Source organism: Micromonospora sp. DT229 (assembly GCF_049844505.1).
Lineage (GTDB): Bacteria > Actinomycetota > Actinomycetes > Mycobacteriales > Micromonosporaceae > Micromonospora.
Genome location: NZ_JBNCLD010000003.1, coordinates 303,198 through 326,602 on the forward strand (window position 1 = coordinate 303,198; position 23,405 = coordinate 326,602).

Below are 23,405 nucleotides of genomic sequence, written 5' to 3' on the forward strand. Positions count from 1 at the left end.
TTCCTCTGCCGTCCGGTCTCTACCCACTGGTGTGGCTCGTCACGCCCACCCCCGGCACGAAGGTCAGTGGAAGACCTTCAGGCCGACCACCCCGGCGACCACCAGCAGCAGACACAGGATCCGGGGCAGGCTCGTCGACTCGCCCAGCGCGAGCATCCCCACCAGGGCGGTGCCGGTCGCCCCGATGCCCACCCAGACGGCGTACCCGGTGCCGACCGGGATCTCCCGCAGGGCGTACGCCAGGCCACCCATGCTCAGCACCAGGGTTACCGCGAAGATCGCGGAGGGGAGGGGACGGGTGAAGCCGGCGCTGCGGTCCAGGGCGATCGCCCACGCCGTTTCCAGCAGTCCGGAGAGCACCAGCACGATCCAGGCCATCGGGTCACCTCTTCACGGTCGCCCGAGCCACCTGGCGCGGGACGAGTCGGGTCCAGTACCGGGGCGTCTTGACCTGACCGGGTACGCCCACGACTCGTCCGGGGGGCCGCATGGGCCACCGGGACCGACCGTAGCACCGCCCCCGCCTCCGAGGCTCAGGTGAGACCGATCACCTCCGGTAGACCTCAACCTCGCTTGACGTTGCACGATGGAATGCATGACCCTGCTCATCTCCGATCCGGAGGTCGCCGCCGCCCTGGACGCCCCGACCACCGTGGAGGCGATGCGCCACGCTCTGCGGGCCGCGTACGAAGGGCGGCTGGTGGCGCCGCCCCGGGCCGCCGCGCCGCTGGGCGCCGGCCGGATGGTGCTCACCGCCGGGCACCTGACCGGGCAGTGGTACGGCTATCGGTCGTACGACACCTTCGGTCATCCGGGAGCCGAGCAGGTGGTGGTGCTGCACGACGGGCGGACCGGCGCGGTGCGGGCGGTGGCCGTGGGGGAGGAGTTGGGGTCCCGGCGTACCGGTGGGTTGGGCGGGGTGGCGGTGGACACACTGGCCCGACCGGACGCCACCACCCTGGGGGTGATCGGCTCCGGCGGGCAGGCCTGGACCCAGGTCTGGGCGGCCGCCGCCGTACGCCCGTTGCGGGAGGTGACCGTGTTCAGCCGGTCGGCCGCCCGCCGGACCGCCTTCGCCGACCGGGTGCGGGCCGAACTGGGCATCCCGGCCCGTGCGGTGGACACCGCCCGCGCGGCGGTACACGACCGCGACGTGGTGGTGCTCGCCACCACCAGCCCGACCCCGGTGCTGGACGCCGCCGACCTGACCCCGGGCACCCATGTCAACGCGGTCGGCTTCAAGCAGCGTGACCGTACGGAGTTCGGCCCGGATCTCCTCGACGCCGCCGCCGTGCTGGTCACCGACTCCCCGGCGCAGGCCGGGGCGTACGTCCCGCCGATGCTGGCCGCCGAAGCGCCGTACGCCTCGCGGTTGCGTGACCTGGGCGCGGTGCTGGCGGGCACGGCACCCGGCCGCACCGCCGCGGACCAGATCTCGGTCTTCTGCTCGGTCGGTCTGGCCGGCACCGAGGTGTTCCTGCTCGACCAGTTGGTCCGGACCCTCGCCCCGGTCGTCCCGAGCTGATCCGCCCGACCCGTTGGACACCGCGCCCGCCCCGCCGGGGAAGGCGTGGCGGCCCGGTACCCTCGGATGGTGTCTGCCACCTCTTCTGACGGTCGTCGTGTCGCCCTGCTGACCCTGGGCTGTGCCCGTAACGAGGTCGACTCGGAGGAGTTGGCCGCCCGACTGCACGCCGACGGCTGGCAGGTGACCACCGACGGCGAGGGCGCCGACGTGGTGGTGGTCAACACCTGCGGTTTCGTGGAGAAGGCCAAGCAGGACTCCATCCAGACCCTGCTGGCCGCCGCCGACACCGGCGCCAAGGTGGTGGCCGCGGGCTGCATGGCCGAACGGTACGGCCGGGAGTTGGCCGACAGCCTGCCCGAGGCCCAGGCGGTGCTCAGCTTCGACGACTACCCGCAGATCGCCGCCCGGCTGGACGCCGTGGTCGAGGGCCGCGAGTTCACCGCCCACACCCCCCGCGACCGGCGTGAGTTGCTGCCGTTGACCCCGGTGGCCCGGCGGGACAGCGCGGTGTCGCTGCCCGGACACGGCCGAGGCGCCGACGTCGACGAGCACACCCCGGCCCACCTGCGTCCGGTGCTGCGGCGTCGGCTCGACAGCGGGCCGGTGGCCTCCCTCAAACTGGCCAGCGGCTGCGACCGCCGGTGCGCCTTCTGCGCCATCCCGGCCTTCCGTGGTGCCTTCGTCTCCCGTACCCCGGACGAGTTGCTCGCCGAGGCCGAGTGGCTGGCCAAGAGCGGTGTCCGCGAACTGGTCCTGGTCAGCGAGAACTCCACCTCCTACGGCAAGGACCTGGGCGACCCCCGCGCTCTGGAGAAGCTGCTGCCGCAACTGGCCGCGATCGAGGGCATCGTCCGGGTCCGGGCCAGCTACCTCCAGCCGGCCGAGACCCGACCCGGCCTGATCGAGGCGATCGCCACCACCCCGGGTGTCGCGCCCTACTTCGACCTGTCGTTCCAGCACTCCAGCGAGCCCGTGCTGCGCCGGATGCGACGGTTCGGCTCCACCGACCGGTTCCTGGAACTGCTGGCCTCGGCGCGGGAGTTGGCCCCCCAGGCCGGGGCCCGGAGCAACTTCATCGTCGGGTTCCCGGGCGAGACCCGGGCCGACGTCGACGAACTGGTCCGCTTCCTGACCGAGGCCCGGCTGGACGCGATCGGCATGTTCGACTACAGCGACGAGGACGGCACCGAGGCCGCCGGGCTGCCCGGCAAGGTCTCCGCCGCCACCATCAAGCGCCGGTACGACAAGCTCAGCGCGCTGGCCGACGAACTGTGCTCGCAGCGCGCCGAGGACCGGCTCGGTACGACCGTCGAGGTGCTGGTCGACTCGATCGACGGCGATGTCGTCGAGGGACGGGCCGCGCACCAGGCACCGGAGGTGGACGGTTCGACCACCCTGGTCGCGCCCGACGACGGTGGCGTCGACCTGGCCGCGCTTCGCCCGGGTGACCTGGTCCGGGCCACGGTGACCGGCACGGAGGGAGTGGATCTGGTGGCGGTGCCGGATGAGATGATCTCGGCGGCGCCCGGCGCGACACGGTGACGGCGGGGCGAGACGAGAGGGAACGACAGCATGGGGTGCCCGAGCGTGGGCCGATGACCGGCGCTACCGAGTCGACACCGGCTCCGGTGGCGGCCCGGGTGCCGGTGGTGAACGCCGCCAACGCGCTGACCGCCCTGCGGCTGCTGCTCGTACCGGTCTTCGCGGTCTTCGTGGTCTTCTCGGGCATGACCCACCCCGGTTGGCAGATCACCGCCTGCCTGATCTTCGCGGTCGCCTCGGCCACGGATCTGGTCGACGGCTGGATCGCCCGCCGGTTCGGGTTGATCACCGCGGTCGGCAAGGTGGCCGACCCGATCGCCGACAAGGCCCTCACCGGCGCCGCCCTGCTGCTGCTGTCCTTCTACGACCGGCTGCCCTGGTGGGTGACCGGGCTCATCCTCGCTCGTGAGCTCGGCATCACCGTCCTGCGGTTCTGGGTGATCCGGCGTGGGGTGATCGCCGCCAGCCGCGGCGGCAAGGTCAAGACCGCCCTCCAGATCCTGGCCATCGTCTGGTACCTGTGGCCGATGCCGGCCGGACTGGCCGGTGTGGGTCCCTGGATCATGGGGGCTGCGGTGGTGGTGACCGTCGTCACCGGCTTCGACTACATCGCCCAGGCCCTGCGCCTTCGCCGCTCCCGCGGCTGACCCGGCCCGCTTCCGGCACGGGCGGAATCGCGCGGCGGCGAGTAGAACCCCGGCTGGTCGGGAAGGATGTCAGGCGTGGGTGTCAGAGAAGCCGAAGGATCGATGGGCCGCGCGGCGGCCGCCGTGGTGCACCGTCTCACCGAGCGACGGGAGACCCTGGCCACGGTCGAGTCGCTGACCGGGGGACTGCTGGCCGCCACGATCGTGGAGATCGCCGGGGCCAGTGTCGTCTACCGGGGCGGGCTGGTGGTGTACGCGACCGAGCTGAAGGAGTGGTTGGCCGGGGTACCGGGACAGCTGTTGGCCGAGCGTGGTCCGGTCGACGCCGAGGTGGCGGTGGCGCTGGCCGAGGGGGGACGACGCCGCTGCGGGGCCGACTGGGGGTTGGCCACCACCGGGGTGGCCGGCCCTGAGCCGCAGGACGGCAAGCCGGTCGGGCTGGTCTTCGTGGCGGTCGCCGGCCCGGACGGTACCCAGGTGCGTGAGCTGGACCTCGACGGCGGACGCGACCAGATCCGGGGTGCCACCGTGACCGAGGCGTTGCGCCTGCTCACCGAGCACGCCCAGCTTGCCGAGGGTGCGGAGGCGGCGGTCGGCGGCAGATTTCAGAATGGCCACGTGGTCCGGTAGCCGGGCGGGGAGGGATGTCGTGGCGGCCCGCAGCGGGTACGGTTGCGGGAAGGCTCCGTCGATCGGAGCCGGTGCCGCCGCCGGGCCGCACGGTCAGGCGTACTCTGTCCCCCAGGGGAGGTGCGATGGTCCTGCTACGCCGGGTGATCGGTGACGCACTACGGGCGCGCCGGCAGGGGCAGCACCGCACGCTGCGCGAGGTCTCGTCCGCTGCCAATGTCAGCCTGGGCTACCTGTCCGAGATCGAACGCGGCCAGAAGGAGCCCTCCAGCGAGCTGCTGGCCGCGATCTGCCACGCGCTGGGCGCCCGCCTCTCCGAGTTGCTGCGTGAGGTCAGTGACACGGTCGCGCTCGCCGAGCAGTTGCCGGAGGTGCTCGTACCCGTCTCGAACGAGACGGTCGAGTCGACCCCGGTTGGTGCGGCATCGGGCCGCGCCGTACGCCAGGTCAGCGCGGACGGGGTGGCCCTCTCGGTGCATCAGGAATCCCCACTCAAGGCGACCCTGCGCAGTACCCGGGTCCGGTCCGCCGACCGCACCGACCGGGACGTGGTCTGCGCCGCCTGAGCCCCGGGTGGGCTCGTCGGCGGATGGTCCCGGTGGCGACCGCCGCGTAGGGTTGATCGCGTACGTCCCCTCGTCGCCGGTACGGATGCCGCGCTGGCGCTCGACTGGGACGATGGACCCACCATCGCCGGTGGCCGAGCTGGGCCATCCGACATGGGGGCTGGCGCAGCAACGCTACTGAGGGGATACCGCGGAGATGGCTAACCCGTTCGTCAAGGGTTGGAAGTACCTGATGGCGCTCTTCGGCGCCCGAATCGACGAGCATGCCGATCCCAAGGTGCAGCTCCAGCAGGCCATCGACGAAGCGCACCGGCAGCACCAGGCCCTGGTTCAGCAGGCCGCCGCGGTGATCGGCAACCAGCGTCAGCTGGAGATGAAGCTGTCCCGGCAGATGTCCGACGTCGAGCGGTTGCAGTCCAACGCGCGTCAGGCCCTGGTCCTGGCCGACCAGGCCCGGGCCAAGGGGGACGAGGCCGAGGCCGGGCGCTACGAGCAGTCCGCGCAGACCCTGGCCACCCAGTTGGTCTCCGCCGAGCAGGCCGCCGAGGACCTGAAGACCCTGCACGACCAGGCGCTCGCCGCGGCCGGGCAGGCCCGCCGGGCGGTGGAGAACAATTCCATGATCCTCCAGCAGAAGCTGGCCGAGCGCGCCAAGCTGCTCAGCCAGCTGGAGCAGGCCAAGATGCAGGAGAGCGTGGCCGCCTCGTTGGAGTCGATGTCCGCCCTCACCGCCCCCGGCAGCACGCCCAGCCTGGACGAGGTCCGCGACCGCATCGAGCGGCGCTACGCCAACGCCATGGGCCGCGCGGAACTGGCCAGCAACTCGGCCGAGGGGCGGATGCTGGAGATCCAGAAGGCCACTTTGGATGTCGCCGGCACGTCCCGCCTGGACCAGATCCGGGCCAGCATGGCCGGTGAGCAGCTCGGTGCCGGCACCGGGCAGGGCGCGGTCGGTGCCCCGCAGCCGGCGACCGCCGACCCGGCCGTGGCCCGGCTGGACGAGATCAGGGCGACCATGAACCGGGACCGGGGCACCGGCGACGCCAGCGCCGCCGGCTGAGCGGGGGATCTAGGAGGCGACGGTGGCAGCAGACGAACGCACCCGGTACTTCCGGCGGCTGGGCAGGCTGCGACGCTCTGCCCGGCGGTGGAGCGTACTGGCGGGTGGGTTCGGGGGTGCGGCCGTCATCCTGACGCCGTACGCCGGGATCGGGTTGGCCGACGCGGCCTGGGCTGCCGCTGCGGGCGCCACCACGGCCTTGGCCGCCTGGCGCTGGGTGGATCTGCGGGCTCTGGCCGCCCAGCCTGCCCCGCCCGCCCTGGACCCGGCCCAGGCCGCCGCCCGCAGCCGGGCCCGCCTGGTCGCTGCGGTGGAACGACTGCCGGCCGGTGCCGGGGTGGTGGCCGAGGTACGCCGGGCCCGGGCCCGCACCGGGCTGCGGGGCACCAGCGCCGCCGGGCCCTGGGAACGGCTGGACCGGGCCGCCGCGACGATGGCCGGGATGACCGGTCGGCTGACCGGCCTGGCCGAGCCGGCCGTCGGCGAGGCGAGCGCGGCCGAGCAGTCCCTGCGGGAGTTGGCCAGCCGGGTGGCCAGTGTGGAGCGGGCCGTCCGCCTGGCCCCCGCCGAGGCCCGGACCCCCCTGGCGGAGGCGCACCAGGCGCTCACCGGCCAACTGGAGGCCGGTGTGGCGGCGTACGAGCGGCTGGTGGTGGCCGCCGCCGGCTACCTGGCCGAGGAGTACCGTCCCCAACTCGAACACCCGGCCGCCGCCCGCCTGACCGAGGCCACGGACCTCCTGCACGGCTTCGCCTCCGCCCTGTCCGAGCTACGCCCCCACCCCACCCCCGACCTGCCCCGCTGATCAAGAGGTTTTGGTCGTCAGAACGACGACTCCAGACCAAAACCTCTTGATCAATACAGCGGGGCGGGGCAGATCACTCCGGGGTGGTGATGGGGATGGGGGCGGTGAAGGGGGAGGCGCCGACCACGTTGAAGGAGCGGATCCGGTAGTGGTAGGTGACGCCCCGGGCCAGGCCGGTGTTGGTGAAGCCGCGACCGGTGACGGTGAAGGTGGCCAGGTCGCGGGTGAAGGCCACATCCAGGGCCCGCTGCACGGTGAAGCCGGCCCCCTGGCCGGCGGGGGTGCCGGCCGCCCAGCTCAACACCACCATGGCGGTGTCCGGGCCGGGTGTGCTGGTGGCCACGCTCACCGAGGTGGGTACCCCCGGTGTCGGTGGACTGGTCACCGTGACCACTGTCGACCAGGGCGAGGCGGCACCCAGGTAGGTGGTGCGTACCCGGTAGTAGTAGGTGGTGTCCGGGGCGACCGCGGGGTCCAGGTGGTGGTCGCCGACGCCGATGGCGGTGGTGCCCGGCCCGCTGGTGAAGGTCGGGTTGGTGGCCCGCTGGACGTCGACACCGGTGGCGAAGGACCGGTTGATCCAGCGCAGCGCCACCCGCAGCGGCGCGGCCGGTGGTATCGCCGCGGTCAGCTTCGTCGGTGCGGCCAGTTGCACCGAGGCCGGGACGCTGTTCGACCAGGCCGAGCAGCCCACGGTGTTCTCCGCCCGGATGCGGTAGTGGTAGGTGACCCCGGGGGTGACGGTGGCGTCGGTGTACCGGGTGGCGGTGGCCGCCACGGTCAACTCGGTCAACCCTTGGGTGAAGGTCGGGTCGGTGGCGCGTTGCAGCAGGTGACTGGTGGCCGGTGGGCGGCTGCCGTTGCCGGTCCAGGTCAGGCTGATCGCCGGTAGGACGGTGGCCGAACCGGGCGCGGCGGTGGCGGTCAGCCCGCTGGGTGCCCGGGGCGACACCCGCACCACCAGAGGGCGGCTCATGCCCTGGTCGCGGTACCCACCCGCGCCGCTGCACCAGCGGTACTCCCAGCCCAGGTTGACCAGCTGGTTGACCACTGAGGCCGGGCGCCCGTCGAGCGGACTGACCGGGGTGGACCCGACCGGTACGCCGACCGGCCGGGTCGGGTCGAGCAGCCGTATGCTGTCGCCGATCTTGAACGGCAGTGCCGGCGCCTCCGGGCGCAGCGCCAGGATCACGTCCTCGCCCGGGTCCACCCGGACGATCTGTTTCCAGCCCAGTTCACCCGGATCCGGTGGGCGGATCGCGCCGTCGCGGCCGACCCGGCCGACCACCTGCACGTCCAGCCCGTCGAAGCGCACCGGATGGCTCTGTCGACCGGTGCCGCACACCCGCCACAGTTGGGTGCCGTCGCCGGGCGCACCGACCGGCACCGCCGGGTCGCTGACGTGCAGCACCTCGGTGGCCGGGTCGGTCGGCCCGAGCGGCAGGAGGGTCTCGGCGCGGGGCCCGGCGTGCGGATGCGCCACCCCCAGTCGCCCGGTGAGCCGGCCGTGTCCGGCCTCGAAGACCTGCCGCACCGCCTTGACGGTCAGCGGCAGGGTGACCGGTGCGGCGGCACCGGCGGGCAGGAACTCGACCCCGGGGGCGTGCACCGGGATGCGGGTCGTCCCGGCCGTGACCGTACCGAAGCAGGGGTCGTACGCCGGGTCCGGCACGATCGGGGGGCGTTGACTGGCCGCGTACGCCGTCGGCAGCCGCTCGCGCAGCCGGTCCAGGTCGTACGGCTGCGCGGGGGTGCCGGTGACCCGTACCTGCACCAGGGTCCGGGTGTTCGGACCGTAGCCGGGCACGGTGGGTGGCGGGCCGCCCTCGGCGGTCCGGTCGGCCGCACCGGTGTGCTGGTCGTAGCGGGGGTCGAAGGCGGGAAACGGCGCGGGACAGTCGTTGTAGAGGATCAGGGTGCTACCCGGGGCTACCGTGGCGAAGTCCACCAGCACGTCGGCCCGCTCGCCGGGGGCCAGCAGCAGGGCGTGTCCGTCGACATTGAGTACCCCGGGATCGCGTCGGTCGTAGCGGAACCCGACCGGCCGGTTGGGGATCACCACGGGGGCCGGCAGCAGACCGCACTCGTTGCCGATCCGGATCAGTGAAGGGCCACTGGCCTGCGGGTCGGGCACTCCGCCGGGACGACCGTCGGTGGGCCATCCCGCCGGCCGCCCCGGTGCCCGTACCGCCTCGACCATCGGCACCTCACCGGCCTCGGCATCGGCCAGCCGACCCTCCGGGCTCCACATCGGCTCGTCCGAGCCGGCCCGGTAGAGCTGGAGGTTCAGCCAGCGGTCGGTGCAGGCGTTGAGGATCCGCCACCGGTACACCCGGGGCTCGACCTCCAGGTAGGGGTAGGCGGCACCGTTGACCAGCACGGTGTCGCCGTAGACGGCCGGTACCGCGCTGGGGTGGGGGACCCCGGGCACCTCCGGGGGTTCCTCCGGTTCGCCGTCCGGGTCGTGGCGCGGGTTGGGCACCGGCCCGGTCTCCGGTCCGGCCGCCGGAGCGGTACGGGACCAGGGGCCGTAGTCCCAGCGACCGGTGGGGTTGCCGCCGTCGGGCTGGTACGGGTTCTGTCGGGGCTGGTAGACGTGCGGGTGCCAGAGGTTGCCCCGGGCCCCCCAGCGGTGCCGGTCCCAGGTCGGGTCCTGTTCGGCGAGTTGGGCGTCGTCCGGTACGAAGGTCTTGTCCTCGAACACCAGGGGCAGTTGGTCGCCGGGCAGCACGCCCTCGGCCACCAGCCGGTCCTGTGCCTCGTCGGTGAGCAGGCAGAGCGCCGACTGCCCGGAATAGACCGTCAGCCGGGACATTCCGATGGTGTTGTCGTGGAACCAGAGCAGCCGTCCGCTCTGTTCGTTCGGGAAGTACAGAGTCGTGGCCCCCGGCCCGGGAGGCGGCATGTCCGGTACGTGGCTCAGGCCCACCCCGGTCGGATAGGGGGTGATCTCGCCGGCCGGGGTGATCCACTGGTGGGGGTTGCCGGCGCTGATCCAACCGGTGTGCGCCCCGGCCAGATGCAGCACTGCCCGGTTCTGTGGGTAGGGTGCCGGTCCGCCGAGGGGGCCCGGGCCGGTCGCGGGCAGGGTCGGATCCACCGGGAGGAAGAGTTCGCCGGCCGGGCCGGTGGGCAGTTGGTTGATGAATTTGATCCGTACCGGTCGGCCCCGGCGGGCCAGGATGACCGGGCCCAGATACCAGGCCCGGGGCGGCGGGGCGAGGGTGTTGTGTCCGTCGGCGTCGGTGCCCAGGTTCAGTTGCCGGTAGCCGCGCAGCCGGGTCGCCGGCAGGTCCCGGTGCAGCCGCTGGGTGTACTCCGTCAGCCCGATCTCGTAGTAGTCGCAACCGGGATGGCTGATGGTGTCCGGCAGCGCCACGGGAAGTCCGGCACCCAGGGGGGTACGCCCCTGCGGGCCCAGGCCGGGCAGCGGGTCGAGGAACTTGCGGATTCCCGTACCGGCCAGCACCGCGCCGGTGTCGTCGAGCACCGGCAGGGGACTGTGGGCGTGGTTGGGTACCGGGCCGAAGCAACGCGGTGCCGCCGCCGGGTCCAGGCTCGCCGTTGCCGGGGTGCCGGCGGAATCGGTACGACCGGCCAGGGCATCCGCCGTCGGGTCGGTACGGGCGTTGGGCAGGGTAGCGGGCGGGGCCGGCTGATCGCTGCGGGTGGCCCGGTCGAGCCAGGTCGACCGGAGTCTACGGAAGACGGCCATGGCTCTCCCGGTGATCGGGGCGCGGCGGTCACCACTCCGACGTGGTCGGCCGCATCACGCTGCGTTGACTATCCGTGAGCGCTCAACCGCAGCATGCGACCTGACCGGCCGGCAAGCTAGTACCCAATCGTGTCAATTTGCTGCTCATCCGGCGTGTTGTCGCCCGCCACCCCGCCGCGATCAGGTCGGGGCGGGCTGGCAGCGGGGACACCAGTAGGTGACCCGTTCGCCCAGTTCCTCCTTGCGGATGGCGGTGCCGCACCGCCGGCACGGCTGGGCCCGCCGTCCGTACACGTAACTGGTCTGGCCCCGATGCAGCGACCCGGTGGTGCTCTGGGTCCATCGGCCCCGGTTGGCGGCCAGCAGGTCGTGCGCCAGGGTGACCAGGCCCGCGAGGTCGGGCACGGCGTCCACCCGGGTGCGCGGGTTGATTCCGCGCAGGAACAGCAGCTCGCACTTGTAGAGGTTGCCGACACCGGCCAGGTTGCGCTGGTCCAGCAGGGCCTCCGCGATGCTCTCCGCCGGACGGTCGGCCAACCGGCGGACCGCCTCGGCCGGGTCCCAGTCCGGCCCCAGCAGGTCGGGGCCGAGGTGCCCGACCAGCCGGTGCTCCTCGGCGGTCGGCATCAGCGCCACCTCGTGCAGGTGGTAGCCGACCGCGGTGGCGGTAGCGGTGGTCAGCACCACCCGGATCAGGTGGGCCGGACGGGCGGTCCAGCGTTGCCCCGGGGCGTACACCCGCCAGGTGCCGTCCATCCGCAGGTGTGAGTGCAGGGTCCAGGGTGTGCCGCCGGTCGGCTCCGCCAGCCGGATCAGCAGGTGCTTGCCGCGGCTGGCGCAGTCGGCCACCCGCCAGTCGGTCAGGTCGGTGGCGGCCAACTGGGGCACCCGGAAGTCGCTGCCGGTCAGCCGGGCTCCGGTGAGGGCGCGAGCCAGGAGACGGGCGGTGTTCCACACGGTGTCACCCTCGGGCATCCCGCCATTATCCCCCCTTTCGAGCGCAATTCACATGTATCGCTATCTGTATCGCACTTCTCATCGCTGTGCCGATCTGGGCAGGATTAGTCGACTACATGGAGGATTGACATGAATTCTCTCCGCATTCCGTTCCTCTCGATGGCCCTGACCACAGTGCTCGCGGTGACCCTGCATCCGACACCCGCCTCCGCCGCCCGCGTCGACCGGTGGCAGGTCGACCTGTCCGTCGTGGACGCCGACGACGTCAACGTCCGGCACACCCGGGCCGGTCTGGGACTGGCCGATCCCCGCCCATCCACGGCCCCGGCGCGGCACAGCGCCGTCGCCGAGGGAATGCTGGTGACCCCCGCCCGGACCCTGGCCGCGCAGGCCACCCGGGTCCGGGCCGAGGTCACCGCCACCGCCGGGCCGGGGGCCACCGCGACGGTCCAGGTCCGAGGCTGGCGGGCCAGCGGCTGGACCGAGTGGCGTGCGGCCGGCCCGGCCGCCGTCTTCGACGGCCCGGTCACCCGGGTGCAGACCCGGGTGACGCTCACCGCCGGCCGCTCCGGCGCCAGCGCCCAGGTCCGGTCCGTCCGACTGACCGCCGACCAGATCCCCACCATCACCGCGGCCACCCCCGGCCTCACCTTCCGGGTGTTCGCCACCCGGATCGGTCTGGTCGGCAACACGACCGCGAACGGGCACGTCATCGTGGCCCGTGACCACTTCGTGGCCCTGCCCTCCGGCCGCGCCCTGTCGCCCCGCAACAGCGGGGACTACACCGTCCGGGTCTGCACCACCACCGGCAGCCGGTGCGAGTACGCCCCGGTCTGGGACATCGGCCCGTGGAACACCCGCGACGACTACTGGAACCTCAGCGGGGTGCGGGAGAACTGGAAGGATCTGCCACAGGGCCGACCGGAGGCGCAGGCCGCCTACCAGTCCGGCTACAACGGCGGGCGGGACCAGTTCGGTCGGGTGGTGCTCAACCCGGCCGGCATCGACCTGGCCGACGGGACCTTCTTCGACGGGCTGCAACTGACCACTAACGCCTGGGTCGACGTGGCCTACCTGTGGACGGGTACCGGCACCCGGGGGGTGGTCGGTGACGGCCCACTGAACATCCGCACCGGCCCGGGCACCAGCTACGCCACCCGGGGCCTGGCCGCCCAGTACGCCAGCGTGCCGATCCAGTGTTACGTGACCGGGCAGACCGTGACCGGCCCGTACCGCACCACCAACCGGTGGAATCGACTGGCCGGCGGGCAGTTCGTCAGCCACGCGTACATCTCGGCGGTCTGGGGCGACTCGGTGCCCGCCTGCTGAGTGCGGTCGGGTCGGGGTCAGATCACCTCGACCCGACCCGGCCGCGATCCGGCGGCCCACAGGGTCAGGGCAGTTCCTCGGGCCGAGGGGGGCGTACCGCATCCTGGTAGCGGGGGTGGCAGGCACCGTAGACGGCGAAGTTGAGCCGGGCCATGGTCAGGCTCAGCTCGCCGTTCGGGCCGCCCCGCACCACCTCGGCGTCGGCCTCACCCTGGCCGTCGTCGGTCCAGAAACACACCGGACAGGTGCCGCCGCCGGTACGCGACGCGCAGCAGGGACAGGCGGCAGGCACCCAGCGATCTTCCACTCCGACAGCCTTCCACAATGGAGGTTTCGTGCGTGTGGCGCCGGACCGGTCAGCAGTCGGCGAGCCCATCGACCCGCAGCAGCGTACCGGCAGCGACGCCGAGCACCTCGGCCGCCCGGCCACCGTTGGCCGACAGGGCGACCCGACCGGCCGAGTCCGGGTGTGCCACCAGGGCACCGGGCGAAGCGTCCCCGAAGGTACGACCATGCACCACGACATGCTCCCAGGTCTGCTCGCCGACCGGGCGGATCCGGACCCGGGCCGGCAGGGCCAGCAGCAGGTCGGCCGGGGCGGCCAGTTGGACGTTGCCGAAGTGGTCGACCGTCAACACCTCGGCGGTGAAGCCGTCCGGCCGCACCTCGACCACCGGCTCGGGCAGCCGGATCAGGGTCGACACCTCGACGGCCGCACCGGCCTCGGACAGCGGGGCGCCGGAGGCCAACCGGGCCGCGACCGGAGCGAAGACGTCCCGACCGTGGAAGGTGGCCGACACCCGCTCCGCCAGCCACCGCGGATTGGTCAGCTCCACCGCCTCGGTGACCCCGCCGAGCGCGGCGGCGGCGTCGATCAGCAGACCGTTGTCCGGCCCGACCAGCAGGCCCCCGGGGGTGGCCAGGGCGATGCCCCGGCGGGCCGTACCCACACCCGGGTCGACCACCGCCACGTGCACCCCGACCGGTAGGTACGGCACGGTCTGCGCGAGCACCACCGCGCCCCGACGGATGTCTCCCGGTGGCACCAGATGGGTCACGTCGATCACCCGGAGGGTCGGGGCCAGCCGGGCGATCACCCCGTGGCAGGCCGCCACGAAGCCGTCGGCCAGGCCGTAGTCGGTGGTCAGGGAGACGATCTGAGTCGACCCGGTGAGGTGCGCACTGCTGGTCACGGCATCGGATGGTACGTGCGGTCCACCGGCACCGGTGCCACCGCGGCCACCTGCCGGATAGGTGACAGGTGCACTGGCCGACCGGCCACTGCCCGGTCTGCGCCGAGTTGGGCAGACTGCCAGGAGTGAACCAACGGATGATCCTCCCCGCCGTCGTCCTGCTCACGGCCACTGTCGCGCTGACCGGCTGCGGTGGTGACCCGGATCGGCCGTCCACGGCCGCCCCGGCGCCGTCCACCTCCCTACCGGCGGCCACCCCGGCCGTACCGGCGCCGTCCTCGGCCGGACCGACCACCTCGGCCGCCGCCCCGGAGCCCGCCACCACGCCGAGCGCCGCCGTCCCGCCGGCCCCACCCGCGCCGAAGGAGGCGAAGCCCGGGCCGGAGAGCACCTCCCCACGGTTGCCGCTGAGCCCACCGCCGGTGGAGTTGCCGCCCCGCCAGCCGGGGGCACCCAGCGCCCGGGAGGTCGTAGCGGCCTTCCGCAAGGCCGGTCTCAAGGTGGCCAACTCGCGCAACCGCTCGGTCGAGTGCGGGCCGGACGGTCTGGGGCTGGGCTGCTCCGAGCTGATCGTCACCGACAACATCGCGGTGTACGTCTTCCCCGACGAGAGCAGCGCCATCGACATTGCCGAGGTGTGGAGCGGCGCCTCCCACCGCCGGGGCACCATCGTGCTCAACTACCTGCAGGGGCCGACCCCGAATGGTGACCGACCCCGCTACGAGAAGGCCCTCGCCGACCTGCACTGAGCGCGCGGCGTGGTCGGTCGCCGAGTGACCCTGCCGTTCGGTGTGGTCGGCAGGATCAGGCGCGCAGGCGTAGGCCGCGGGGGGTGGCCCGGAAGCCGGCGGCGGTGAGCGCGTCGCGCAGCGCGGAGGAGCGCACCGACTGGCCGTCGGCCCGCTCCACCGAGATCGGCCCCAACGCGCCGGAGGCCACCGCACCGGCCAGGGCCTTACCGGTAGCGGCCAGGGTCTCGGGGTCGTCGGTGTAGGAGAGCAGGGTCCGCCCGCCCCGCTCCACGTAGAGCACCAGGTCACCGGCGACCAGCACGACCAGGGCGCCGGCCTTGCGCCCGGCCCGGTGGCCGGTGCCCGGTGTGGCCGGGTCGCCGGAGTCGACCACCCGTTCCGGCCAGGGCAACGCCGCGCCGTACGGGTTGGCCGGATCGGTGGCGGCCAGCACCAGGGCCGGGCCACCGGGGGTCTTCGGGGCGTCCAGCGGTTCGGCCAGGGCACGGATCCGGTCCACCGCCCCGGGCACGGCGAACTGTGCCGCGCCCAGCCCGTCGACGAAGTAGCCACGTCGGGCGGCGCCGCGTTCCTCCATCGCGGCCAGCACCGGATAGACCGCCGCGAAGCCGCCGGACACCTGCTCGGCCACGACCGCCCCCCGGGTCAGCACGCCGTGTCGTTCCAGCAGCACGTCGGCCAGGGCCGCGGCCCGTCGGGTCGGATCGGTGTCGCGTTCGGGCAGCCGGGACCAGCGGCCGGCCACCGTCGGCGGGCCGCCCCGGCTGGGCAGGGCCACCCGGCCCGGACGCCGGTACCGACTGCGGGCCGCCGTCGGTCGGGCCCGGTGCGCGCCGCCACCACCCAGCGCCGCACGCAGGGGGGCCAGGGTGTCGTTGGTGAGGTGCCCGGCCCAGACCAGATCCCAGAGGACCCCGGTCAGATCGGCGTCGTCGGTGGCACCGACCCGGTCGGCCAGCGCCCGGAAGAACAACGCCTGTCCCTCGCCGAGGGCGTCGAGCACGGCGTCGTGCAAGGGGGTACGGGCCAGTGTCTCGTCCGGCGCCGGGAGCAGCAGGGGTGCCAGGTCGGCGTAGGCCAGGCTGACCCAGCCGTCCCCGCCGGAGATCGCACCGGCACCGGCCCACAGCACCTCGCCGCTGGCGCACAGTTCGTCGAGCAGGGCGGGGGAGTAGTCGGCCACCCGGGCCGGGAACACCAACCGTTCCAGCGCCGAGGCGGGCACGGACATCCCCTGCAACTGCTCCACGACGGCGGCCACGGCCTCCACCCCCCGGGCCGAGGAGCCGACCTGCTGCCACCGGGGCAGGAAGGTGGCCAGCGTCCGGGGCGGCACCGGCTCGATCTCCCGGCGCAGAGCGGCCAGGGACCGGCGGCGCAGCAGCCGCAGCACCTCCGCGTCACACCACTGGGTGCCGACGGTCTCCGGGGTGAACTCGCCGGACACCACCCGCCCGGTGGCGGCCAGGCGGCGCAGCGCCTGCTCCACCACGAAGACCCCCAACCCGAACCGCGCTGCGCAGCCGGCCGCCGCGAACGGACCGTGGGTGCGGGCGTACCGGGCCACCAGATCCCCCAGCGGGTCGGCCACCGGTTCGAGGTACGCCTCGGCCACCCCCACCGGCAGGGCCACCCCGAGGGCGTCGCGTAGCCGACCGGCGTCCTCCACGACCACCCAGCGGTCCTGCCCGGCGACGCGTACCGGCAGCACCCGGCGGCTGGCCGTCAGCTCGGTCAGCCAGTCCAGCGGCACCCCACGTTCGGCCAGCTCCTCGGTGCTCAGGTCGCCGACCTGGCGCAGCAGCTCGACCACGTCCTCCGCGTCGCGGGGCCGGCGCTGGGGGGTCAACCAGCGCAGTTGCCGCTCGGACTCGGCCAGCACCGCCGGGTCGAGCAACTCGCGCAGGTCCACCCGGCCCAGCAGCTCACCCAGCAGGGCCGAGTCCAGGGCCAGGGCCGCGGCCCGCCGCTCGGCCAGCGGGGCGTCACCCTCGTAGAGGAAGGCACCGACATAGCCGAAGAGCAGGGAGCGGGCGAAGGGTGAGGGTCGGGGGGTCTCCACCTCGACCAGCCGGACCCGACGGCCGGCCAGGTCGCGCATCACCTGGACCAGGGCGGGTACGTCGAACACGTCCTGGAGGCACTCCCGGGCCGCCTCCAGGGTGACCGGGAAGTCGGCGTACTCGCGGGCCACGTCGAGCAGTTGGGCGGCGCGTTGCCGCTGCTGCCACAGCGGCTGCCGGCGGCGGGGGTCGCGGCGGGGCAGCAACAGCGAGCGGGCGGCGCACTCCCGGAACCGGGCGGCGAACAGTGCCGAGGCGCCGACGGACTCCTCCACCAGTTGGGCGATCTCCTCGGGGTCGAAGGCCACCACGTCGGCGCCGGGCGGGCTGTCGGCGGTGTCCGGCAGGCGTACGACGATGCCGTCGTCGGAGGGCAGGACCTGGGCGTCCATCCCGTAGCGTTCGGCGAGTCGCCGGCCGATGGCCAGGGCCCAGGGCGCGTTGACCCGGGCCCCGAGCACACTGTGTACGGCCAGCCGCCAGTCACCCAGCTCGTCGCGGAACCGCTCGACCACGACCGTCCGGTCGTCCGGCAGGGAGCGGGTGGCGGTCTGCTGTTCGCGCAGGTAGGCCAGCAGGTTCCCGGCGGCCCAGTCGTCCAGCCCGGCGGCCCGCAGCGCGGCGGTGGCCTCCTCGTCGCCCTTGCGCAGCAGGGTCCGGATCCGCGCCCCGATCGCCCGGCCCAGTTCCACCGGGCGGCCCGGCTGGTCGCCCTTCCAGAAGGGCATCTTGGCCGCCTGCCCGGGGGCGGGGGAGACCAGCACCCGGTCCGGGGTGATCTCCTCGATCCGCCAGGAGGAGGAGCCGAGCAGGAAGACGTCACCCACCCGGGACTCGTAGACCATCTCCTCGTCCAGTTCGCCGACCCGGGCGGCGCGTTCCGCCCCGGCCAGGAAGACGCCGAACAGTCCCCGGTCCGGAATGGTGCCGCCACTGGTCACCGCCAGCCGCTGGGCCCCCGGGCGGCCGGTCAGCACATCGGTGACGCGATCCCAGACCAGCCGGGGACGCAGCTCCGCGAAGGCGGTAGAGGGATAGCGCCCGGAGAGCATGTCCAGTACGGCGTGCAGGGCCGAGTCGGGCAACTCGGCGAAGGGTGCCGCCCGGCGGACCACGGCCGCCAGGTCCTCGACCCGCCACTCGTCCAGGGCGACCATCGCGACGATCTGCTGGGCGAGCACGTCCAGTGGGTTGCGGGGATGGTGCAGTTCCTCGATCCGGGCCTCGCTCATCCGCTCGGCCACCACCGCGCAGGAGAGCAGATCCCCCCGGTGTTTGGGCAGCACCACCCCCCGCGACACCGCGCCGACCTGGTGCCCGGCCCGGCCCACCCGCTGGAGACCGGCGGCCACGCTCGGCGGTGCCTCGATCTGCACCACCAGGTCGACCGAGCCCATGTCGATGCCGAGTTCCAGGCTGGAGGTGGCCACCACGGCGGGCAGTTGACCTGCCTTGAGTGACTCCTCGATGTGCCGGCGTTCCTCCCGGGAGACACTGCCGTGATGGGCCCGGGCGATCACCGGCAGGGCCCCGGCCACCGCACCGGCCTGGGCCATGATCCGCGCCGGGGTGGCGGTGCCGTCGGTCGGTCGTGCCGCCGATGGCTCCTGGGGGGACTCCTCGGCGGCCAGCTCGTTGAGGCGGGCGCAGAGTCGTTCGGCGCTGCGTCGGGAGTTGGTGAACACGATCGTGGAGCGGTGTGCCTGGATCAGGGCGTACACCCGTTCCTCCAGGGCGGGCCAGATCGAGGCGGTGCGCGGGCCGTCGAGCCCTTCCTCGGGGCCCGGTTGATCGTCGAGGCGGGTCATGTCCTCCACCGGCACCTGGACGCTGACCTCGATCGTCTTGGCGCTGGTCGGGGCGACCACATCGACCGGTCGGGCGCCGCCGAGGAACCGGGCGCACTCCTCGATCGGTCGAACGGTCGCGGAGAGTCCGATCCGCTGCGCCGCCGCCGGCAACAGTTCGTCCAGCCGCTCCAGGGAGAGCGCCAGGTGGGCGCCGCGTTTGGTGCCGGCCACCGCGTGCACCTCGTCCAGGATCACCGTCTGGACGCCGCGCAGCGAGTCGCGTGCGGCGGAGGTCAACAGCAGGAACAGCGATTCCGGGGTGGTGATCAGGATGTCCGGTGGGGTACGGGCGAAGGCCCGGCGCTCGTCGGCCGGGGTGTCGCCGGTACGCATCCCGACGGTGATCTCCGGTGGGGGAAGTCCGAGCCGACTGGCGGCCTGTCGGATGCCGGCCAGCGGGGCCCGGAGATTGCGTTCGACGTCCACCGCCAGCGCCTTCAGGGGGCTGACGTAGAGCACCCGGCACCGGTGTCGGGGGTCGGCCGGTGCGGGGTCGCGGGCCAGCCGGTCCAGGGACCAGAGGAAGGCGGCGAGGGTCTTGCCGGAGCCGGTCGGCGCCACCACGAGAGCGTTGCGTCCGGCGGCGACCGCGGCCCAGGCACCGGCCTGGGCTGCCGTCGGTGCTTCGAAGGCGGCGCCGAACCATTCCCGGGTGGCCGCACCGAACCGGGAGAGGGTCGCCCCGCCTGCCGGGGCCGCACTTGGTGTTGCCACCAGCCCATCCTGCACCGGACCCTGGGCGTCTGCCGACCCGCAGCCTGGTGGTTATACAGCAATTAAGGCTTTCGCTACTGTCTGAGCGCTTAATCCGTTAAGTCTCACTTAACTGCTTGCTTAGGCTAGGCAACATAAAGTAACTTCACCCGCGGTGTGCTCCAGGGGTGAGGAGATCGGATGGCCGTCGAGCAGCGGGGCCCAGGGACCTCCGGCACCGATGTCCTGATTCGCAAGGTCGACAGTCGGGTGGTGGCTCTGCGTGCCGGGCTGCGCGGCGCCGACCTGGAGTTGGCCGAGCGGCTCGCCGACTGCCTGCGGGAGTTGGTCCTCGTCACCGCACAGGCCAGCGCGGCCGATCGGGCCCAGGTGCGGGTCGCCGTGCACTACTTCGTGCTGCGTCGGGAGAGCCGGGGTCGGCTGCTGTCCGTGCGCTCCCTGACCGCCACCCAGGGGCTGGTCAACAAGGTGGCCCGTCGGATCGGCCGACCGGACCTGATGGTGGACCCCCGTCCCGGGCGCGACCCGGTCCCACCGGCCCCCCACCGCTGACCCGGCACCGACCCGGGGGACCCGGGCCGCGCTGCGGTGATGCCCGGCCACACCGAAGGTGAATATGGGGCTTTTTCGGCGAACTAGCACATTAGGGCCCTGAACTGTCGTCTGATCCTTGTCAGGCGCCAGGCACCCGACACGGGCGCCGCTACCCCACCTCGACCGGGAGCGCGCGTGCTCGCACTGCTGACCCTGCACCTCGCGGCGGCCATCACGGCGCCGCTGCTGGTGCGCCGCTGGGGTCCGCGCGCCTGCTACCCCCTGGCCCTGGCCCCCGCCACCGCCTTCGGCTGGGCGCTGGTGCAGACCCCGCAGGTGGCACACGGCGGGGCGATCGTCGAGACGTACCGGTGGATTCCGCAGTTGGGGTTGGATCTGGCGTTCCGGACGACCACCCTGTCCTGGCTGATGACCCTGCTGGTCGGCGGGGTCGGCGCGGTGGTGCTGATCTACAGCGCCCGCTACCTGCCGCCGGAGGCCGTAGGCACGGCCCAGTACGCCGGCGTCATGGTCGGCTTCGCCGGGGCGATGCTCGGCCTGGTCTTCGCCGACGACCTGCTGCTGCTCTACGTCTGCTGGGAACTGACCACGGTCCTGTCGTACCTGCTGATCGGGCACAGCACCGAGCGACGCTCCGCCCGCTGGGCAGCCGGTCAGGCGCTGATGGTGACCAGCCTGGGCGGCCTGGCCATGCTCGTCGGATTCATCATGCTCGGCCACCACGGCGGCACCTACCGGTGGTCCGAGCTGGCCGAGCGGCCGTTGCCCGGTGGCGCGTACCTGGTCGTCGCCGTGCTGCTGATCCTGCTGGGCGCCCTGTCCAAGTCGGCGCTGCTGCCGTTCACCTCGTGGCTGCCGGTGGCGATGGCGGCACCGACCCCGGTGAGCGCGTACCTGCACGCCGCGGCGATGGTGAAGGCGGGTATCTACCTGCTCGGTCTGCTCGCCCCGGTGCTGGCCGGGGTGGGGCCCTGGCGCCCGGTGGTGCTGGTCTGCGGCCTGGCCACCATGGTGCTCGGCGGCTGGGCGGCGCTGCGGCAGAACGACCTGAAACTGCTGCTGGCGTACGGCACGGTGAGCCAACTCGGCCTGCTCGCGGTGGCGGTCGGGGTGGGCACCGCGGACGCCGCCCTGGCCGGCCTGGCGATGCTGGCCGCGCACGCGTTGTTCAAGGCGACCCTGTTCCTCGTGGTCGGGGTGATCGACCACGGCGCGGGCACCCGGGACCTGCGACGCCTGTCCGGGCTGGGAGGTGCCGCACCGGTGCTGGCCGGGGTGGCCGTGCTCGCCGCCGCGTCGATGGCCGGGGTGCCGCCCCTGCTCGGCTACGTGGCCAAGGAGGCGATCTTCGCCGCCTTCACCGACCGCCCGGTGGTCCTGACCGTGCTGGTCCTCGGCACGGTCCTCACGGTCGCCTACAGCCTGCGCTTCCTCTGGGGCGCCTTCGGCACCCGCCCGCAGACCCCGCCGACCACCCTGGGGCCGATCCCTTCGGCGATGCTGCTGCCGCCGGCCGCCTTGGCCCTGGCCGGGCTGGTCGCCGGTACGGCCGCGGGCCCGGTCGAGAACCTGCTGCGGCCGTACGCCGAAAGCCTCGGACCGCTGCACGGGCACCTGGCCCTGTGGCCGGGCCTCAACCTGGCGCTCGGGCTCTCCGCGCTGGCCCTGGCCGGCGGGGCGGTGCTGTTCCTCGCACGCCGCCCGCTGGCCCCCGTGCTGGCCTGGCTCCGTGCCCCGGTCGGCGGCCGACAGGGGTACGAGTGGGTCACCCACCGCTTCGACCGGATCGCCGTGGACGTCACAAGCGTCACCCAGCGGGGTTCCCTGCCCCAGTACCTCGGCCTGATCCTGCTGGTGCTGGCCGCCGTGCCCGGTGGTGTGCTGCTGACGATCCGGCCCTGGCAGCAACCGATCGCGCCGTGGGTGACCCCGGTCCAGCCGGTGGTCCTGCTGGTGATCAGTGTGGCCGCACTGCTCGCCGTGGGGGCCCGTCGCCGGATGACCGCGATGCTGCTGGTCGGGGTGACCGGCTACGGCACGGCGATGCTCTTCGTGCTCCACGGCGCCCCCGACCTGGCACTGACCCAGTTCCTGGTGGAGACCGTGACGATCGCGGTCTTCGTGCTGGTGCTGCGCCGCCTGCCGCGCCGGTTCTCCGTCCGGCCACTGTGGAGCAGCCGGTGGTTGCGACGGACGATCGGGGCGATCGTGGGGGTGACCGTCGGCGGACTGGCCGTCGCCGCCGCCACCGCCCGCCAGGCACGCAGCATCTCGGAGGACTTCGCCCAACTCGCCGTCGAGCAGGGACACGGTCGCAACGTGGTGAACGTGACCCTGGTCGACATCCGCGCCTGGGACACCCTGGGTGAGCTGTCCGTACTGGTGGTCGCCGCGACCGGGGTGGCCAGTCTGGTCTTCCAACGCTCCCGCACCGGTCCCCGGCCCCGTCGGCTGAACATCGACCGTCGGGAGGTGGTCGACGGCCGGCCGATCTGGCTGCGTGGGGGTGCCACCCTGCGGGAACGCAACCGCTCCCTGGTGCTGGAGGTGATCACCCGGCTGATCTTCCACACCGCCGTGCTGTTCTCGTTCTATCTGCTGTTCTCCGGCCACAACGCGCCCGGTGGCGGCTTCGCCGGCGGGCTGGTCGCCAGCCTGGCCCTGACCATGCGGTATCTGGCCGGAGGGCGGTACGAACTGGCCGAGGCCGCCCCGGTCAGCGCCGGCACCGTGCTCGGGGCCGGCCTGGCCGTGGCGGTCGGCTCCGCGATGGTCACCCTGCTGGACGGCGGCGCCGCACTGCGGAGCACCAAGGTCGACTTCTGGCTGCCGTTGGTCGGCGACTTCTACCTGGTCACCTCGCTCTTCTTCGACATCGGTGTCTACCTGGTGGTGATCGGGTTGGCGTTGGACGTGCTGCGCAGTCTCGGCGCCGAGGTCGACCGCAACATCGAGGCGTCCGGCGGGTCCACCGGTGGGCTGGCCGTCCGACGTCGGGGAGGGCCCAGGTGACCGGTACCGGCGCCAACCTGGTGTCCTTCATCGCGATCGGGATGCTCGTGGGTTGCGGGGTGACCCTGCTGCTGGAACGCAGCCTGAGTCGCATCCTGCTCGGGGTCATCATGATCAGCAACGGGATCAACCTGCTCATCATCTTCGGTGGCCGCCCCGGCGGGGCCCCGGTGGTCGGGGTCACCGACCCGGCCGCGATGAGTGACCCCCTGCCGCAGGCCATGGTGCTGACCGCCATCGTGATCACCTTCGGGTTCACCGCCTTCCTGCTGGCCGTCAGCTACCGCAGCTGGTACCTGGACGGCGACGACGAGGTGCCCGACGACATCGAGGACCAGCGGATCAAGCACCGTGCCGCACGCAAGGAGGTCTCGACCGTCGACCTCAGCGAGGAACCGCCGGAGGCCGACCCCGAACAACTCGACGCGCCGGCACCCTGGCGACGCCGGCAGGGACCGGGATGAGCCGGCCCGGGCCGGGCGAGAGC

General features: G+C 73.1%; 18 protein-coding genes and 1 riboswitch. Of the genes, 12 read left to right on the forward strand and 6 right to left on the reverse strand.

Annotated features, from left to right (window positions below):
• Nucleotides 1-63: 63 nt before the first annotated feature.
• Complete coding sequence (locus ACLQ2T_RS06905; protein ID WP_425765124.1) at nucleotides 64-378, reverse strand: DMT family transporter; 315 nt, start codon at nucleotides 376-378, stop codon at nucleotides 64-66.
• A gap of 57 nt (nucleotides 379-435) precedes the next feature.
• Nucleotides 436-500, reverse strand: a riboswitch (guanidine-III (ykkC-III) riboswitch).
• A 95-nt stretch (nucleotides 501-595) separates the two neighbouring features.
• Between ACLQ2T_RS06905 and ACLQ2T_RS06910 the strand changes: the two genes are divergently transcribed.
• The 7 genes from ACLQ2T_RS06910 (at nucleotide 596) to pspM (ending at nucleotide 6,778) form a co-directional block, all read left to right on the forward strand.
• Entirely contained in the window at nucleotides 596-1,525 is a 930-nt protein-coding gene (locus ACLQ2T_RS06910) for an ornithine cyclodeaminase family protein (RefSeq protein WP_425765125.1), read from the forward strand.
• A gap of 66 nt (nucleotides 1,526-1,591) precedes the next feature.
• On the forward strand, nucleotides 1,592-3,070 hold the full coding sequence (rimO, locus tag ACLQ2T_RS06915) for a 30S ribosomal protein S12 methylthiotransferase RimO (protein ID WP_425765126.1): 1,479 nt from the start codon (nucleotides 1,592-1,594) through the stop codon (nucleotides 3,068-3,070).
• A gap of 53 nt (nucleotides 3,071-3,123) precedes the next feature.
• Nucleotides 3,124-3,717 carry a CDP-diacylglycerol--glycerol-3-phosphate 3-phosphatidyltransferase gene (pgsA, locus tag ACLQ2T_RS06920; protein ID WP_425765127.1) on the forward strand — a complete coding sequence of 198 codons (594 nt, stop codon included), beginning with the start codon at nucleotides 3,124-3,126 and terminating at the stop codon, nucleotides 3,715-3,717.
• A gap of 66 nt (nucleotides 3,718-3,783) precedes the next feature.
• Complete coding sequence (locus ACLQ2T_RS06925; protein WP_425765128.1) at nucleotides 3,784-4,347, forward strand: CinA family protein; 564 nt, start codon at nucleotides 3,784-3,786, stop codon at nucleotides 4,345-4,347.
• A gap of 125 nt (nucleotides 4,348-4,472) precedes the next feature.
• Nucleotides 4,473-4,913, forward strand: a complete 441-nt coding sequence (locus ACLQ2T_RS06930; protein WP_425765129.1) for a helix-turn-helix domain-containing protein — start codon at nucleotides 4,473-4,475, stop codon at nucleotides 4,911-4,913.
• Nucleotides 4,914-5,109: 196 nt separating this feature from the next.
• Nucleotides 5,110-5,973, forward strand: coding sequence for a PspA/IM30 family protein (locus ACLQ2T_RS06935; RefSeq protein ID WP_425765130.1), 864 nt, complete (start codon nucleotides 5,110-5,112; stop codon nucleotides 5,971-5,973).
• A 22-nt stretch (nucleotides 5,974-5,995) separates the two neighbouring features.
• Nucleotides 5,996-6,778, forward strand: a complete 783-nt coding sequence (gene pspM, locus ACLQ2T_RS06940; protein ID WP_425765131.1) for a phage shock envelope stress response protein PspM — start codon at nucleotides 5,996-5,998, stop codon at nucleotides 6,776-6,778.
• Nucleotides 6,779-6,851: 73 nt separating this feature from the next.
• On the opposite strand, the gene ACLQ2T_RS06945 is transcribed toward pspM, so the two are convergent.
• Nucleotides 6,852-10,493, reverse strand: a complete 3,642-nt coding sequence (locus ACLQ2T_RS06945; RefSeq protein WP_425765132.1) for a hypothetical protein — start codon at nucleotides 10,491-10,493, stop codon at nucleotides 6,852-6,854.
• A gap of 180 nt (nucleotides 10,494-10,673) precedes the next feature.
• Nucleotides 10,674-11,468: a DNA-formamidopyrimidine glycosylase family protein gene (locus ACLQ2T_RS06950; protein WP_425765133.1), complete on the reverse strand. Its 795-nt coding sequence runs from the start codon at nucleotides 11,466-11,468 to the stop codon at nucleotides 10,674-10,676.
• Between the two features lie 111 nt (nucleotides 11,469-11,579).
• Here ACLQ2T_RS06950 and ACLQ2T_RS06955 point away from each other — a divergent pair, with 111 nt between their 5' ends.
• On the forward strand, nucleotides 11,580-12,779 hold the full coding sequence (locus ACLQ2T_RS06955) for a hypothetical protein (protein ID WP_425765134.1): 1,200 nt from the start codon (nucleotides 11,580-11,582) through the stop codon (nucleotides 12,777-12,779).
• A gap of 64 nt (nucleotides 12,780-12,843) precedes the next feature.
• Here ACLQ2T_RS06955 and ACLQ2T_RS06960 read toward each other — a convergent pair whose 3' ends face one another.
• Nucleotides 12,844-13,071, reverse strand: coding sequence for a CPCC family cysteine-rich protein (locus ACLQ2T_RS06960; RefSeq protein ID WP_425765135.1), 228 nt, complete (start codon nucleotides 13,069-13,071; stop codon nucleotides 12,844-12,846).
• A gap of 64 nt (nucleotides 13,072-13,135) precedes the next feature.
• Nucleotides 13,136-13,972 (reverse strand): SAM hydrolase/SAM-dependent halogenase family protein, encoded by an 837-nt coding sequence (locus tag ACLQ2T_RS06965; protein ID WP_425765136.1) that lies wholly within the window; start codon nucleotides 13,970-13,972, stop codon nucleotides 13,136-13,138.
• Between the two features lie 125 nt (nucleotides 13,973-14,097).
• Here ACLQ2T_RS06965 and ACLQ2T_RS06970 point away from each other — a divergent pair, with 125 nt between their 5' ends.
• Nucleotides 14,098-14,721: a hypothetical protein gene (locus ACLQ2T_RS06970; protein ID WP_425765137.1), complete on the forward strand. Its 624-nt coding sequence runs from the start codon at nucleotides 14,098-14,100 to the stop codon at nucleotides 14,719-14,721.
• A gap of 55 nt (nucleotides 14,722-14,776) precedes the next feature.
• Here ACLQ2T_RS06970 and ACLQ2T_RS06975 read toward each other — a convergent pair whose 3' ends face one another.
• Nucleotides 14,777-19,351, reverse strand: coding sequence for an ATP-dependent helicase (locus ACLQ2T_RS06975; protein WP_425765138.1), 4,575 nt, complete (start codon nucleotides 19,349-19,351; stop codon nucleotides 14,777-14,779).
• Nucleotides 19,352-19,531: 180 nt separating this feature from the next.
• On the opposite strand from ACLQ2T_RS06975, the gene ACLQ2T_RS06980 reads away from it, so the two are divergent.
• The 3 genes from ACLQ2T_RS06980 (at nucleotide 19,532) to ACLQ2T_RS06990 (ending at nucleotide 23,382) form a co-directional block, all read left to right on the forward strand.
• Complete coding sequence (locus ACLQ2T_RS06980; RefSeq protein WP_425765139.1) at nucleotides 19,532-19,903, forward strand: hypothetical protein; 372 nt, start codon at nucleotides 19,532-19,534, stop codon at nucleotides 19,901-19,903.
• A gap of 177 nt (nucleotides 19,904-20,080) precedes the next feature.
• Nucleotides 20,081-22,918 carry a Na+/H+ antiporter subunit A gene (locus ACLQ2T_RS06985; protein ID WP_425765140.1) on the forward strand — a complete coding sequence of 946 codons (2,838 nt, stop codon included), beginning with the start codon at nucleotides 20,081-20,083 and terminating at the stop codon, nucleotides 22,916-22,918.
• Nucleotides 22,915-23,382, forward strand: coding sequence for a Na(+)/H(+) antiporter subunit C (locus ACLQ2T_RS06990; protein WP_425765141.1), 468 nt, complete (start codon nucleotides 22,915-22,917; stop codon nucleotides 23,380-23,382). Before ACLQ2T_RS06985 ends, ACLQ2T_RS06990 begins: the two co-directional genes overlap by 4 nt.
• Nucleotides 23,383-23,405: the final 23 nt, after the last annotated feature.

Bases quoted from the DNA above. Each gene is read 5' to 3' on its own strand.
- ACLQ2T_RS06905 (WP_425765124.1), bottom strand. From the start codon at position 378: ATGGCCTGGATCGTGCTGGTGCTCTCCGGACTGCTGGAAACGGCGTGG.
- ACLQ2T_RS06910 (WP_425765125.1), top strand. From the start codon at position 596: ATGACCCTGCTCATCTCCGATCCGGAGGTCGCCGCCGCCCTGGACGCC.
- rimO (WP_425765126.1), top strand. From the start codon at position 1,592: ATGGTGTCTGCCACCTCTTCTGACGGTCGTCGTGTCGCCCTGCTGACC.
- pgsA (WP_425765127.1), top strand. From the start codon at position 3,124: ATGACCGGCGCTACCGAGTCGACACCGGCTCCGGTGGCGGCCCGGGTG.
- ACLQ2T_RS06925 (WP_425765128.1), top strand. From the start codon at position 3,784: ATGTCAGGCGTGGGTGTCAGAGAAGCCGAAGGATCGATGGGCCGCGCG.
- ACLQ2T_RS06930 (WP_425765129.1), top strand. From the start codon at position 4,473: ATGGTCCTGCTACGCCGGGTGATCGGTGACGCACTACGGGCGCGCCGG.
- ACLQ2T_RS06935 (WP_425765130.1), top strand. From the start codon at position 5,110: ATGGCTAACCCGTTCGTCAAGGGTTGGAAGTACCTGATGGCGCTCTTC.
- ACLQ2T_RS06945 (WP_425765132.1), bottom strand. From the start codon at position 10,493: ATGGCCGTCTTCCGTAGACTCCGGTCGACCTGGCTCGACCGGGCCACC.
- ACLQ2T_RS06950 (WP_425765133.1), bottom strand. From the start codon at position 11,468: ATGCCCGAGGGTGACACCGTGTGGAACACCGCCCGTCTCCTGGCTCGC.
- ACLQ2T_RS06955 (WP_425765134.1), top strand. From the start codon at position 11,580: ATGAATTCTCTCCGCATTCCGTTCCTCTCGATGGCCCTGACCACAGTG.
- ACLQ2T_RS06980 (WP_425765139.1), top strand. From the start codon at position 19,532: ATGGCCGTCGAGCAGCGGGGCCCAGGGACCTCCGGCACCGATGTCCTG.